Origin of the sequence: Kitasatospora sp. NPDC058478 (assembly GCF_042720345.1) — a bacterium.
In the GTDB taxonomy this organism is placed as follows: domain Bacteria; phylum Actinomycetota; class Actinomycetes; order Streptomycetales; family Streptomycetaceae; genus Kitasatospora.
Genome location: NZ_JBHXML010000001.1, coordinates 75,712 through 88,408 on the forward strand (window position 1 = coordinate 75,712; position 12,697 = coordinate 88,408).

A 12,697-nucleotide genomic window follows, 5' to 3' on the forward strand; every position below is an offset into this window, starting at 1 on the left:
AACCAACGTCACACCGCATCAGAAGGAGACAGCAATGACCGAGAACGTGCTCCGCGTGGGCATCGGCGGGCCGGTCGGCTCCGGCAAGACGGCGCTCATCGAGGCCCTCGTCCCGGTGCTGATCGCCAACGGCCACCGCCCGGCGGTCATCACCAACGACATCTACACCCAGGAGGACGCGCAGCACGTGCGTCGCACCCTGGCCGGCGTCCTCGACCCCGAGCGGGTCGTCGGCGTCGAGACCGGCGCCTGCCCGCACACCGCCGTCCGGGACGACCCGACGATGAACCTCGCGGCCGGCGCCGAGATGCTGGAGCGCTTCCCCGACGTCGACACCCTGCTGTTCGAGTCCGGCGGCGACAACCTCACGCTGACCTTCAGCCCCGTCCTGGTCGACCTCTTCCTCTTCGTCCTGGACACCGCCGAGGGTGAGAAGATGCCCCGCAAGCGCGGCCCGGGCATCACCGAGTCCGACCTGCTGGTCATCAACAAGATCGACATCGCCCAGTACGTCCGCGCGGACCTCGGCATCATGGAGTCCGACGCCCACCGCGTCCGCGAGGGCGGGCCGGTCGTGCTCACCAACTGCCTCACCGGGCACGGGCTGGACGAGATCGCCACCTTCCTGGAGACCTTCCGCAAGGTCCCGGCATGACCGTCACTGCGGCCGCGGGGGAAGCGGCTGCGGGGGAGGCCGCCGAGGCCGCCGTGCCCCGGCTCGATCCGCGGCACTACGAGCCGGCCCGCGTCCCGTACGCCGTCCGCCGGTACGCCGGGGCGCCCGACACCCTGGGTGTCGGGCGCCCCGGCAAGGTCGGCCTGCTGGAGCTGGCCTTCGAACGGATCGGCGAACGCACCGAACTCACCGGCCACTACCAGAAGTCGCCGCTGCAGATCATGCGCCCGCTCTACTTCGACCCGGCCCGCCCGGACCTCGCCGTCACCTTCCTGATGTCCACCGGCGGCGGCATCCTCCAGGCCGACCGGCTCCGCACCGACCTGCGCTGCGGCGCCGACACCGCGACCCACCTCACCACCCAGGCGGCCACCAAGGTCTACCGGATGGAGTTCGACTACGCGACGCAGCTGGTCAACCTGGACGCCGGCCCCCGCGCCTACGTCGAGTACCTGCCCGAGCCCGTCATCCCCTTCGTCGACTCCCGGCTCTACCAGCGCACCGTCCTCACCGTCGACCCCACCGCCACCGTGCTGGCCGGCGAGACCGTCCTCGCCGGCCGCCTCGCCCGGGGCGAGCGCAACGCCTACCAGGTGTTCGCCTCCGACCTCGAAGTGCGGCGCCCCGACGGTCAGTTGATCGCCGTCGACACCGTCCGGCTGGAGCCCCCGGAGGCCGGTGTGACCGGCCCGGCGGTCCTGGCCGGCCACGACGTCATGGCGAGCCTCTACGTCGTCACTCCGCTCGCCCCCGCCGCGCAGGTCGCCGACACCCTGCACGAGGCCCTGGCCGGCAGCGGCCTGCTCCACGGCGTCAGCGTCCTCCCGCACGACAGCGGCGCCTGGCTCCGCCTGCTCGGCTCCGACACCCGCGCCTGCGCCGCCGCCCAGCGCACCGCCTGGGACGCCGTGCGCCGGCTCCTCATCGGCGCCCCGGCCCCGGCCCTGCGCAAGACCTGACCCCGCTCCGCACCTCCCCGCACCTCCCCGCACCTCCCCGAAGCGCCCCGGCGCCTCGGGGAGGGGGCGCGAGGGGGCGAGGGCGGCCCCGGATGCAGCCGGACCGGCCTGGTCGCAGCATGGAACCGGAGGCTCTCATGCACCGACCCACGTTCGGACCTTCCCCGCCCGACCCCGTATCCGGCCCGGCAGCCGATCCCGCCCCGGCCCCCGCCCCGGCCCCCGCCCCCGGCCCCCGCCCCCGGTCCCGGTCCCGGTCCCGGTCCGGGGCCGGGACGCCAGGGCCGGGGCGGTCTGCGGTCCGGTTCGGTCTTCCTCTCGTTCGTCCCGTGGATCGTGTTCGACGTCATCGCCGGGCCGAGCACCTGGAAACTGGCGGCCCTGACGGCGCTGGTCGCCGCGCTCGTCGTCGCCCTGCCGGACGCGCGCCACCGTGCGCTCAAGGTGCTCACCATCGTCGGCGTGGTCTTCTTCGCCGTGCTCTGCGTACTGGGCCTGGTGCTCGACCGGCACAGCCTGGTCTGGCTGGAGACCTACGCGCAGGTGCTGTCCAGCGGCGTGCTCGCGGCGGTGGCCCTGGGATCGCTGGCGTTCACCCCGTTCACCGAGCAGTACGCCCGGGAGTCCACGCCGCCGGAGGTCTGGGGCACGCCGCGGTTCCGGCGCACCAACCGGTTGCTGACCGCGCTCTGGGGCACGGTCTTCCTGATCACGGCGCTCCTGGGGCTGGCGGCCCTGCACGTCGGCTCGGCGAAGGACTGGCTGACCTGGGTCATCCCGGTGATCCTGCTGGTGCTGGCGTTCCGGATCACCCGCTGGTACCCCGAGCACGTGCGCGAACAGGTCCGGCGCGGTCGGTGAGCAGCAGCACACCCGGGGGGCGTCCGGGCGCCGTGACGGCGGGATTCACCCGGTCGGGTGGATCCGGTGGGACCGCTCCCGGGCGGGCGAGGGCCGGCTGGATAGTGAGGAGGCAGTCGCATTCCTCGCTGTTCGCGTTCTCAACTCGCTTCAAGAGGAGGACACATGGTCGGTACGGCGCACCGGAGCACCGGTGTGGAGGGGGTGGAGGGCGGTGTCGGTCTGACGGCCCTCCTGGTCGCCGCGGCACGCGCGATCGAGACCCACCGGGACGACACCCTGGCGCAGGACGTCTACGCGGAACACTTCGTGCTCGCCGCGCCGGCGTCCGCGGGCTGGCCGGTCCGGATGCACCAGGTGCCGGACGGGGACGCGAACCCGCTGTGGGGGCGGTTCGCGCGCTACTTCGGCCTGCGGACGAGGGTCCTCGACGACTTCCTGCTCCGGTCGGTGCACTCGGGCGCCCGTCAAGTGGTCCTGCTCGGCGCCGGGTTGGACACGCGGGCGTTCCGGCTCGACTGGCCTCCCGGCTGCACGGTCTTCGAGGTCGACCGGGAGGGCGTACTGGCCTTCAAGCACGGGGTGCTCGGCGGGCTGTCGGCCTCCCCGAAGGCGGTGCGCGTCCCGGTCGCCGCCGACCTGTGCGCCGACTGGGCCGCAGCGCTGACCGAGGCCGGCTTCGACGCGGCCGTGCCGAGCGTCTGGCTGGCGGAGGGGCTGCTCTTCTACCTGCCCAACGGCGTGGAGACGCAACTCATCGACACGGTCGGCCGGTTGAGCGCGGGCGGCAGCGCCATGGCGTACGAGGTCAAGCTGGAGAAGAGCCTGTTGGACTACCGCGAGAGCCCGCTCTACACCTCGACGAAGCACCAGATCGGCATCGACCTGCTCGATCTGTTCGACGCAGAGCCGCGGCCCGACTCCGCGGGCGCCCTGGCCGGCAAGGGCTGGATCACCTCGGTCCACACCCCCTTCGACTTCACCCACCAGCACGGACGCGGCCCCCTGCCCGAGCCGAACGACGCGCTGGAGGGCAACCGCTGGGTGTTCGCGCACAAGCCCCGGGTGTAGGCCCTGTCCGGCCGAGGCACAGGGAGGGCGGAGCGCCTCGCTCAGCGGGCGCTCCGCTCCGGGACCAGGACGGGTTTGACCACCCGGCCCGCGTCGCAGTCGCGTTCGGCCTCGTTGACGGCGGCGAGCGGGTACCGGCGGATCAGCTGGTCGAAGGGGAACTTCCCGGCCTGCCACAGCCGGGTCAGCCGGGGGATCAGCAGCGCGGGCACCGCGTCCCCCTCGCAGATGTGGGAGATCCGCCGGCCCCGGTCCAGTGTCCCCGGATCGAGCGGCAGTGTGGTGCGGAGCCGGGCGACCAGCCCGAGGTGGCCGGTCGGGCGCAGGGCCCGGAGCGCCTCGTTGATCAGCGGGGCGGAGGCCGTGGTGTCCAGTGCGTATTGGGTGCCGCCGTCGGTCAGCCGCTGGATCCGCTCGGCCAGTCCGGGCCGGGGGACAGGGTCGGGCCCGGAGGCCTGGTCGGCTGGTCCGGCGCGCAGCGGGATCGCGCCGAACCGCTCGGCGAGGTCGAGCCGTTCGGGGTACCGGTCGACGGCCACGGTCACCGCCCCGGCGGCCGTGGCCGCCATCACCGCGGCCAGGCCCACCGCCCCCGCGCCGAGGACCACGACGGTGTCGCCGGGGCCGGCGCCGAAGGAGTTGAACACCGCCCCGGCACCGGTCAGGAAGCCGCAGCCGAGGGGCCCGAGCAGGTCGAGGGGCAGCGAGCGGTCGACCCGGACGGCGTTGCGCGCCGGAACCATCGCGTACTCGGCGAACGAGGACTGGCCGAACCACCGGGGGGCCAGTTCGCCCCCGGCCGCGTCGGTGAACCGCGCCGCGTCCTCCTTGCGCCCGCCGAAGAGGTTGAGCGCGGCGAAGGAGTCGCAGTAGGCGGGGGCCGCACCCAGGCAGTTCCGGCAGTGTCCGCAGGAGTCGAAGCTCAGCACGACGTGGTCGCCGACGCTCAGGCCGGTGTGCGGGCCGCCGGTCTCCACCACGACCCCGGCCCCCTCGTGCCCGAGCACCGCCGGCAGCGGCGAGCGGCCCGCCGAACGCCGGACCGCGAGGTCGGTGCGGCACATCCCGCAGCCCGCGATCCGCACCAGGACCTCGCCGTCGGCCGGCCCCCCGTTCAGGACCACCTCCTCGACGGCGAACCCGCCCTCGTACGAGCGCAGTACCGCGGCGTCGAACCTCATCGTCACCGTCACGCCTCCTCCGGATCGTCAAGCCCCCTCCGGCCGGTGCACGACGAACGGCCTGAGGTTCCCGTAGAGCCCCCACGGGCCGCCCGCGACGCCGACACCGCTCTCCTTGATGCCCGCGAAGGGCTGGGCGAGGGACAGTTCGGCGTGGTGGTTGATCCACGCCGTCCCGCACTCCAGCCGGTCGGCCACCGCCTCGGCCCGGTCGAGGTCCGTCCCCCACACCGAGCCGCCCAGTCCGAATCCGGTGTCGTTGGCCGCCTCGACGGCCTCGTCGACGCTCCGGTACGGCAGCACCGGCAGGACCGGGCCGAACTGCTCCTCCGTCACCACCGGACTGTCGGCGGGGACGTCGGCCAGGATCGTCGGGGCGAAGAAGTAGCCCGGCCGGTCCAGTCGGTGGCCACCGGCCACGGCCCGGGCGCCGCCTGCCAGGGCCCGGGCCGTGTAGTGCTCGACCCTGGCCAGTTGGGGGGCGTTGTTGACCGGCCCCAGCCGGGTGCCCGGGTCGAGTCCGGCGCCGACGACGACGCTCTTCGCCCGCTCCGCGAGGGCCTCGACCACCTGGGAGTGGAGCCGGGCCGGGGCGTAGACGCGCTTGACCGCCATGCAGACCTGCCCGCAGTTGCGGAACGCCGCCCAGAACAGCCGGTCCGCGATCCGGTCCACGTCCACGTCGTCCAGCAGGACGGCGGCGTCGTTGCCGCCCAGCTCCAGGGTGACCCGGGCGAGCGAGGCGGCCGCGCCCGCCGCGACGGCCCGACCGGTGGGGACCGAGCCGGTGAAGGTCACGTGGCGGATCCCCGGGTGGGAGGCGAGCCGGGCGCCGAGGGGTTCGCGGCCGGTGACGATCGTCAGGACGCCCTCGGGGAGGGCGGTGGCGAGGACGGACCCCAGCAGCCGGGTGGCGAGGGGGGTGAACGGGGAGGGCTTGAGCACCATCGTGTTGCCTGCGGCGAGCGCGGGCGCGAACTTCGCCGCCGCGAGCTGGAGCGGGAAGTTCCACGGGACGATCGCGGCGACCGGCCCCAGCGGCCGCCAGCGGATCTCGCTGCGCACCGGGCGGCCGTCCGGGATCGGCTGGGGCGTGGGGGCCAGGTCGGCGAAGTAGCGCAGGCGGGCCGCCGTCCGGGCGACCTCGGCGGCCGACTCGGCCAGGGGTTTGCCCTGTTCCCGGGTGAGCAGCGGGGCGAGGTCGGCTCCGGCCGCCTCCACGGCGTCGGCTGCCGCGCGCAACGCGGCGGCGCGGGCGGCGGGGTCGGCCCGCCAGCCGCGCCAGGCCTCGTGGGCCCGGCCGACGACGGCGTCCAGCATGTCCGGCTGCTGGTCGGGGGCCTCGGCGAAGGCCTCGCCCGTCGCCGGGTCGACGACGGCGAAGCGCCCGCCGTCGGGCCCGGGCGGGCGGCCGGGCCGGCTCGTCGGCATGCCGGCGGTCAACTCGCGGCGGCGACGACGGCCGCGTGCTCCCGGGCGTGCCGGTCCATCTCCGCCCGGAAGTCGGCCACCAGCTGCGGCCGGATCCTTCCGGCGGTGCGGTCGCCGCCCTCGCAGACGGCCCCGCGCACCCCCACGATGTCGGTGCCGATGCGGGTCAGCGTGCCGAGGTCCGCCGCCTTGACGCTGCCCGCGAGCGCGGCGAGCAGGTCGGCTTCGTGGGCCAGCCGGACGAACTCCGCGCAGACCTCGGGCGGAACGTGGTCGAACAGCCTGGTCCCGTCCTTGATCGCGGTGTCGAGCATGGCCGCGTCGGAGCCGGAGCGGCGGGCGATGTCGGGCAGCGCGAGCGGGTTGACGCAGCCGATCCGGTGGGCGTCGGCGTAGCCCGAGGCGACGACGAACGCGTCCGGCCGGTAGTCCTTCACGGCCCGGACGACTCCTCGCATGACGTCGACGGCCTGTTCGGGCGTCGTGCACCCGTAGAGGCCGACCTTGATGTACGTGGCGCCGGAGACGGCCGCACCGAGCGCGGCCTGGGCCACCGTGCCGGGCTTGTACGGGACGTCCCCCACGGTGGCGGACAACGGCTTGTCCGCCGGGACGGCGTCGCGGATCTCCCGGATGACCCACGGGAAGTTCGCGCCGAGCGAGCCCTCGTCCGGCTTCTTGACGTCGACGATGTCGAGGTGCTCCGCCGCCTTCGCACAGTCGAGGGCCTCCTCGACACTGTCCGGGGAGATGAGCAGCAACAACGTGGGCTCCTTCCACCGCAGGTCCACCGGCCGGGGCCGGTGTGCGGGGTCGTCTGGATCACGTGCGATCCGCTCATCATTCCTTCGGCCCGCGACCCCCGGTAGGGCGCGCGGAGCCCGAACGGGTCACTCCCGTGGCGCGGCCACCCATCGGCGCGCCGGACACTCCAGTTCGAACCCGTCGCACGCGAGTGCGGCCGGGTCGCCGGGTCGGGATTCCCGCTCCCGGCCGCCGGGACGGCCGTTCAGGCCTCAGGCCCACCGCTCCACGAAGCGGCGCTGCCAGGGCGTCTCCACCGCGTGCTGGTCGTAGTGCTCCCGGACGTACGCGACGGCCTCGGCGGCCGGGACGCCGTCCAGGATCGCGACGCAGGCGAGGGCGGTGCCGGTGCGGCCGTGGCCGCCGACGCAGGCGAGTTCGACGCGTTCGGTCGCCGACCGCCGCCAGACCTCGCGGAAGGCGTCGGCCGCGTCCGCCCGGTCGGCGGGGAGCCGGAAGTCGGGCCAGCGCACCCAACGGCCCTGCCACGGGAGCGGCTTGGGCGGGCGGCCCAGCAGGTAGAGCCCGAAGGAGGGGTGCGGGCCGGGCGGCAGCGGGCGGCTGAGGCCGCGCCCTCGCAGCAGCCGGCCGGAGGGCAGACGCAGCACGCCGGGGGCGGCCGGGTCCCAGGGCGTGGTCGGCCCGGTCGGCCCGGGGGTCTTGGGGGTCTCGGTCATCTCGTGGTTCTCCTCAGGACGCGACGTGCAGGGCCGGGGTGCCCGGCATCCCGGCCCGGTGGGCCAGGGCCGCCGCCTCGCCGCGCGAGGAGACGCCGAGCTTGGCCAGGATGTTGGCGACGTGGAACTTCACCGTCGACTCGCTGATGTGCAGCGCCACGGCGATGTCCCGGTTGCGCCGGCCCTGGGCCAGCTGGTCGAGCACCTCCAACTCGCGCGGCTGGAGGCCGTCCAACGGGTCGGTGACGCGCGGGTGTTCGGGCAGGCCGAGCGGCAGGTCGACGCTCACCGTGGTGCCCCAGCCGGGGACGGCCTCGATGGCGCAGCGCCCGCCGAGGGCGGCGATCCGGTCGGCGGTGCGGTGGACGGCCAGCGCGTCGGCGGCCAGCAGGCCGGGGCCGTCGTCCCGCACCACCGCCCGCAGCGTGTCACCGGCGAACCGCCAGCTCACGTGCAGCCTGGTCACGGCGTCCTGCTCCAGCATCACGAGGACGGCCGCCCGGACGGCGTCCCGGGCGGCGTGCGCGGTGTCCGCCGGCACGGACCGGCCGGCCTCCGCCGGCGGTGCCACGTCCAGCCGCACCCGGGTGTGCCGCAGCAGCGGGCGCAACTGCTGGTCGAGCCGGGCGAACGCGGCGTCGGCGGGCTCCTCGCTGAGCGCCCGGTCCAGGTCGGCGCCCCGGCGCAGGTCGAGCAGCGCCGTCACGGCCAGTTCGGTGGCGGCGCGGCGCGCGGTGGCGTCGTCCAGTGCGGCGGAGCGCAGCGGCGCGAGGATCGCGGTGAGCGCGGCGCCGTGGGAGCCGGTGAACTCGGCGATCGCCCGGGCCCGGGCGTTGGCAGAGGCCCGGGAGGCCGCCGCGTGGGTGGGGCCGGCGTCGGTGGCGCGGTGGTGCGAGTGGGTGGTGACCAAGTCCCACAGCTGCTGGAGGACGGCGAGCGCCCCGGCCGCCACCGGGTCGGCGCCGCCGTCCCGGACCAGCACCAGCACCGCGGTGGTGGCGTCCGACGCCGACGCCGTGACCACCACGACGGACCTCGCCCGCCCGGCCAGCTGCGCCTCGCCCTGCCAGGCCCGGCCGTCGGCCGTCGCCGAGGTGGTCGTCTCGGCCAGCTTGGCGAGCTCCAGGCCGCTGACGGCGGCGGTCAGCTCGGGCGGGCCGAAGGCGAGCGTGGGGGAGTAGGTGCAGATGCCGCTGAGCTGGGCGATCGCGACGTGCGGGACGAGGGTGGCGACCACCTCGGAGAGCCGGTCCATGAGGTGCGGCCGGGGCGTGCGCAGCACCTCGACGGCGTGCGCCAGCGCCTCTTCGGGGCGGCCCCAGTGCTGCCGCCACCTCTCGTCCACGCTGTTCCCGTCCCTGCCGTTCCCGTCCCTGCTGTCCACGTCCCCGCCGTCCACGTCCTCGCCCGTCTCGTTGCGCACGCCCTTGTCAACGCCTGTCAACGCCGATGCCGTCGCCCGTGCCGGCCAGCCTAGCCCGGGGGCCAGGGTGGTGGCCTGGCCGTTCGGACAGGTGGAACCATCCGAAAGGCGGGCCTGGCGACCGCCCCGGACGATCCAGGATGGAGCCGTCGGAAGAAACAACTCACCGAACCCGCAAGGACATTCCATGACCAAGGCGATCGCCTTCTCCGAGTACGGCGGCGTGGACGTGCTGCGCCCGACCGACGTCGAGCTGCCCGCCCCGGGCCCCGGCCAGGTGCGGGTCGCGGTCCGCACGGTGGGCGTCAACCCGCTGGACCACAAGGTGCGCAGCGGCTCGATGGTGGCGGCCTTCCCGGTCTCCTTCCCGCACGTCGGCGGCTACGAGCTGGCCGGTGCGGTGGAGGCCGTCGGCCCGGACGTGACCGCGTGGGCGCCCGGCGACGAGGTGTTCGGCGCCGTCATGGGCGGCGCGTACGCCGAGCAGGCGCTCGTCGACGCCGACCTGCTGGCCCGCAAGCCCGCCTCGCTGAGCTGGGAGGAGGCTGCGGCGATCCCGGTGGCGGCCGAGACCGCCGAGCGGGTGCTCGGCGTCCTGGGCGTGCGGGCCGGCGAGACGCTGCTGGTGCACGGCGCGGCCGGCGGGGTCGGCACCCTGCTGCTGCAACTGGCCCGGGCGCGCGGGATCACCGTGGTCGGTACCGCAGGCGAGGCCAACCACGCCTACCTGCGCGAGCTGGGCGCGATCCCGGTGGCCTACGGCGACGGCCTGGCGGAGCGGGTGCGGGCCGCCGCCCCGGGCGGGGTGGACCGGGCGCTGGACGCGGCGGGCAAGGGCGGGGTGCTGCCGCTCTCCATCGAGCTGACCGGCTCCGCGGACCGGGTGGTGACGATCGTCGACTTCGCGGGCTCCGCCGAGTACGGCGTCCGCTTCAGCGGTGGGGCGGAGGGCGTCGAGTCCTACCACCAGCGCGCCTATGCCGCCGTGCTGGCGCTGCACGAGGCGGGCACCCTGCGGCTGCCGCTGCACCAGGTGCTGCCGCTGGCGGAGGCGGCCGAGGCGCACCGGCTCAGCGAGCACGGGCACCTGCGCGGCAAGATCGTGCTCACGGTCTGAGGCCATGGGCGCCGGGGGCGCCGGAGGTCGTCGATGTTCGGCGACCGGCCCGGTGCATTGATCAACTGGTCGATGCACCGGGCTTCCTGACGTGGAATCGGTAGAGTCCGGTGGCATGGTGACTGAGAACACATCAGGGGTGTCGGCGGGCCGCCTGGCCGGGCGGTCCTGCGTGGTGACGGGCGCGGCCAACGGCATCGGCCGGGCCGTCGCCGAACGCTTCGTGCGCGAGGGCGCGTCGGTGGTCGGCACCGACATCGACGCCGAGGGCCTGCGCCGGCTGGCCGACCGGTTCCCGCACGCCGTCAGCACGGTGGTCGGCGACGTGGCCAGCGACGAGGACGCCCGCCGGATGGTCGACGCCGCCGTCGAACGGTACGGCCGCCTCGACGTCCTGGTGGCCAACGCCGGGGTGATCCCGCTCATGGAGGTCACCGAGGCCACCGCCGAGGAGTGGGACCAGGTCATGGCCGTCGACGGCCGCGGCATGTTCCTCACCTGCAAGTACGGCATCCAGGCGATGGCCGCCCAGGAACGGCCCGGTGGGGCGATCGTCTGCGTCTCCTCCATCTCCGGCGAGGCCGGCCAGCGCGGCCAGGCGGTCTACGGGCCCGCCAAGTTCGTCGCCTCCGGCCTCACCCGGCACCTCGCCGTCGAATGGGCCGACCGCGGCATCCGGATCAACGCCGTCGCCCCCGGCACCATCGCCACCGACCGCGTCGCCCGCCTGTACGACGAGCCCGGCGGGACGGAGTACCTCGCCGCGATCGAGAAGCGCCACCCCATGGGCCGCCTCGGGGCCCCGGCGGAGGTTGCGGCGGCCGTCCTGTTCCTCGCCTCCGACGACGCCTCCTTCATCACCGGCGCGGTGCTGCCCGTCGACGGCGGCTACCTCGCGCAGTAGCCGTCAGCCCTCGGTGTGCTCGACGCCACCGGCGGTCGCGGCGGCCCCGGCGGTCTCGATGGTCCCGGCGGCCCCGACGGTCTTGATGGTCCCGACGGTCTCGACCAGGGCGGACACCCCGTCCGGGCCGTGACCGGCCGCGACCGCCCGCCGGGTGACGGCCAGTGCCGCGTCCAGCACGGCGGTGTCCAGGCCGCGCGCCCGGGCGGTGTGGGCGACGTGCGCCAGACCGGCCTCCGCCGAGGCCACGCTGCTGCGGTCGCCCGGGTGGCTGCCCTGGTCCGCCCGTTGCGCGAACTCGTCGATCAGCGCCGGCAGCAGCCGGGGCAGGCCCTGCGCGTACAGGGCGAGTTCGGCGCCGCTGATGCCCTCGGCGCGGGCCAGCGCCAGCGCGTGCAGGTAGCCGTGCACGGTGGTCCAGAACAGGTCCAGCAGCGCCGCGTCGAACGCCGCCGCCCGGCCCGGATCCCCGCTGTCGAGCAGCCGGACGCCCCCGCCGAGGGTGCGCAGGGCCGCCTCGTGCGCGGCGAAGGCCCCGGCGTCGCCGCTCAGCAGCACGGCGCCCTCGGGCCGCCCGATGGTCGGGGTGGGGGTGAGGATCGCGGCGTTGAGCAGCCGGAAGCCGCCGGCCCCGGCCCGGGCGGCGTTCGCGCGGGCGTCGTCCGGCGTGACGGAGGTGGCGTTCACCAGCGTGCGGCCGCGCAGCGCGGCCCCGGCGGAGTCCAGGACGGCCCGGACGGCGGCCTGGTCCCGGACGCAGAGCAGGGCGAGCGGTCCGGCGGCGACGGCCTCGGCCGCCGTCGCGGCGGACCGCGCCCCGAGCGCCCGGAGTTCGGTGTCCCGCCCGGGCGTGCGGTTCCACACCGTCACCGGATGCCCGGCGGCCAGCAGGGCCCGGGCCAGCGCCCGGCCCATCGGGCCCAGGCCGAGGACGGCAACTGCGGTGGGGGAGAGAGGGGTTGCGGAAGATCGTTCGGTCGGCATGGCGGCTACGCTAGACCTTCACGTCGACGTCAGAGTCAACGGCGGAGTCGACGTCAGAGCCGGCGTCGGAGCCGACGTCGGCGTCAACGGCGGAGTCAACGGCGGAGTCGGACGAACGAAGGACGGCACGGCATGCGGATCGGAGAACTCGCCCGGCGCACCGGCGTCAGCCCCCGCGCCCTGCGCTACTACGAGGAACAGGGCCTGCTCGCCCCCGCCCGCCGCCCCAGCGGCTACCGCGAGTACGGCGAACCCGACATCGACACCGTCCACGGCATCCGCACCCTCCTCGCCGCCGGCCTCGGCAGCGCCGCCATCGCCCGGATCCTCCCCGGCCTCCCCCGCCCCGGCGCGCGCCGCCCCGGCCCCACCTGCCCCGAGCTCCTCACCGGCCTCGCCCGCGAGCGCGCCCGCATCACCCGCCAGATCGACGAACTCACCGCCGCGCGAGGGCTGTTGGACGCGATCATGGGGGCCGACGCGCCGAGCGACCTCATCCGCGCACCCCGCCCGGACCAGGATTCCGCCCGCCGCCCTCCCCGCCGGGCCTGAGCCCTGTCGTCCCGTGGCGTGCGCCCGCCGGGCCCGGGCCGCGCAGCCGGGAGAAAC

The 12,697-nt window shown here is 75.3% G+C and carries 13 protein-coding genes; 7 read left to right on the forward strand and 6 right to left on the reverse strand.

Features of this window, described 5'->3' with window-relative positions; genetic code table 11:
* The first annotated feature begins 34 nt into the window (after positions 1 to 34).
* The 4 genes from ureG to ACFWPT_RS00360 all read left to right on the forward strand — a co-directional run bounded on the left by ureG (position 35) and on the right by ACFWPT_RS00360 (position 3,567).
* On the forward strand, positions 35 to 655 hold the full coding sequence (gene ureG / locus ACFWPT_RS00345) for an urease accessory protein UreG (protein ID WP_063349828.1): 621 nt from the start codon (positions 35 to 37) through the stop codon (positions 653 to 655).
* Positions 652 to 1,635 carry an urease accessory protein UreD gene (locus ACFWPT_RS00350; protein WP_380478346.1) on the forward strand — a complete coding sequence of 328 codons (984 nt, stop codon included), beginning with the start codon at positions 652 to 654 and terminating at the stop codon, positions 1,633 to 1,635. Before ureG ends, ACFWPT_RS00350 begins: the two co-directional genes overlap by 4 nt.
* Before the next feature lie 336 nt (positions 1,636 to 1,971).
* Positions 1,972 to 2,496 carry a hypothetical protein gene (locus ACFWPT_RS00355; protein WP_380478348.1) on the forward strand — a complete coding sequence of 175 codons (525 nt, stop codon included), beginning with the start codon at positions 1,972 to 1,974 and terminating at the stop codon, positions 2,494 to 2,496.
* A gap of 165 nt (positions 2,497 to 2,661) precedes the next feature.
* Positions 2,662 to 3,567: a class I SAM-dependent methyltransferase gene (locus ACFWPT_RS00360; protein ID WP_380478350.1), complete on the forward strand. Its 906-nt coding sequence runs from the start codon at positions 2,662 to 2,664 to the stop codon at positions 3,565 to 3,567.
* A 41-nt stretch (positions 3,568 to 3,608) separates the two neighbouring features.
* Here the strand turns inward: ACFWPT_RS00360 and ACFWPT_RS00365 are convergent, their stop codons facing one another.
* From ACFWPT_RS00365 to ACFWPT_RS00385, 5 genes are all read right to left on the reverse strand, one after another.
* Positions 3,609 to 4,748, reverse strand: a complete 1,140-nt coding sequence (locus ACFWPT_RS00365; protein ID WP_380478542.1) for an alcohol dehydrogenase catalytic domain-containing protein — start codon at positions 4,746 to 4,748, stop codon at positions 3,609 to 3,611.
* Positions 4,749 to 4,775: 27 nt separating this feature from the next.
* Positions 4,776 to 6,179, reverse strand: coding sequence for an aldehyde dehydrogenase family protein (locus ACFWPT_RS00370; RefSeq protein WP_380478352.1), 1,404 nt, complete (start codon positions 6,177 to 6,179; stop codon positions 4,776 to 4,778).
* 8 nt (positions 6,180 to 6,187) lie between these two features.
* The gene (locus ACFWPT_RS00375) at positions 6,188 to 6,943 is read right to left on the reverse strand and encodes a (5-formylfuran-3-yl)methyl phosphate synthase (RefSeq protein WP_063349831.1); all 756 of its coding nucleotides are present in this window, start codon (positions 6,941 to 6,943) and stop codon (positions 6,188 to 6,190) included.
* A 252-nt stretch (positions 6,944 to 7,195) separates the two neighbouring features.
* Positions 7,196 to 7,660, reverse strand: a complete 465-nt coding sequence (locus ACFWPT_RS00380; RefSeq protein ID WP_380478354.1) for a protein-tyrosine phosphatase family protein — start codon at positions 7,658 to 7,660, stop codon at positions 7,196 to 7,198.
* Positions 7,661 to 7,673: 13 nt separating this feature from the next.
* Positions 7,674 to 9,104 (reverse strand): LuxR C-terminal-related transcriptional regulator, encoded by a 1,431-nt coding sequence (locus tag ACFWPT_RS00385; RefSeq protein WP_380478356.1) that lies wholly within the window; start codon positions 9,102 to 9,104, stop codon positions 7,674 to 7,676.
* A 166-nt stretch (positions 9,105 to 9,270) separates the two neighbouring features.
* On the opposite strand from ACFWPT_RS00385, the gene ACFWPT_RS00390 reads away from it, so the two are divergent.
* On the forward strand, positions 9,271 to 10,200 hold the full coding sequence (locus ACFWPT_RS00390) for an NADP-dependent oxidoreductase (protein WP_380478358.1): 930 nt from the start codon (positions 9,271 to 9,273) through the stop codon (positions 10,198 to 10,200).
* A gap of 115 nt (positions 10,201 to 10,315) precedes the next feature.
* Positions 10,316 to 11,104, forward strand: a complete 789-nt coding sequence (locus ACFWPT_RS00395; RefSeq protein ID WP_363366819.1) for an SDR family oxidoreductase — start codon at positions 10,316 to 10,318, stop codon at positions 11,102 to 11,104.
* A 3-nt stretch (positions 11,105 to 11,107) separates the two neighbouring features.
* Here ACFWPT_RS00395 and ACFWPT_RS00400 read toward each other — a convergent pair whose 3' ends face one another.
* The gene (locus ACFWPT_RS00400) at positions 11,108 to 12,088 is read right to left on the reverse strand and encodes an NAD(P)-binding domain-containing protein (protein ID WP_380478360.1); all 981 of its coding nucleotides are present in this window, start codon (positions 12,086 to 12,088) and stop codon (positions 11,108 to 11,110) included.
* Between the two features lie 132 nt (positions 12,089 to 12,220).
* On the opposite strand from ACFWPT_RS00400, the gene ACFWPT_RS00405 reads away from it, so the two are divergent.
* Complete coding sequence (locus tag ACFWPT_RS00405; RefSeq protein WP_380478362.1) at positions 12,221 to 12,640, forward strand: MerR family transcriptional regulator; 420 nt, start codon at positions 12,221 to 12,223, stop codon at positions 12,638 to 12,640.
* Positions 12,641 to 12,697 lie beyond the last annotated feature (57 nt).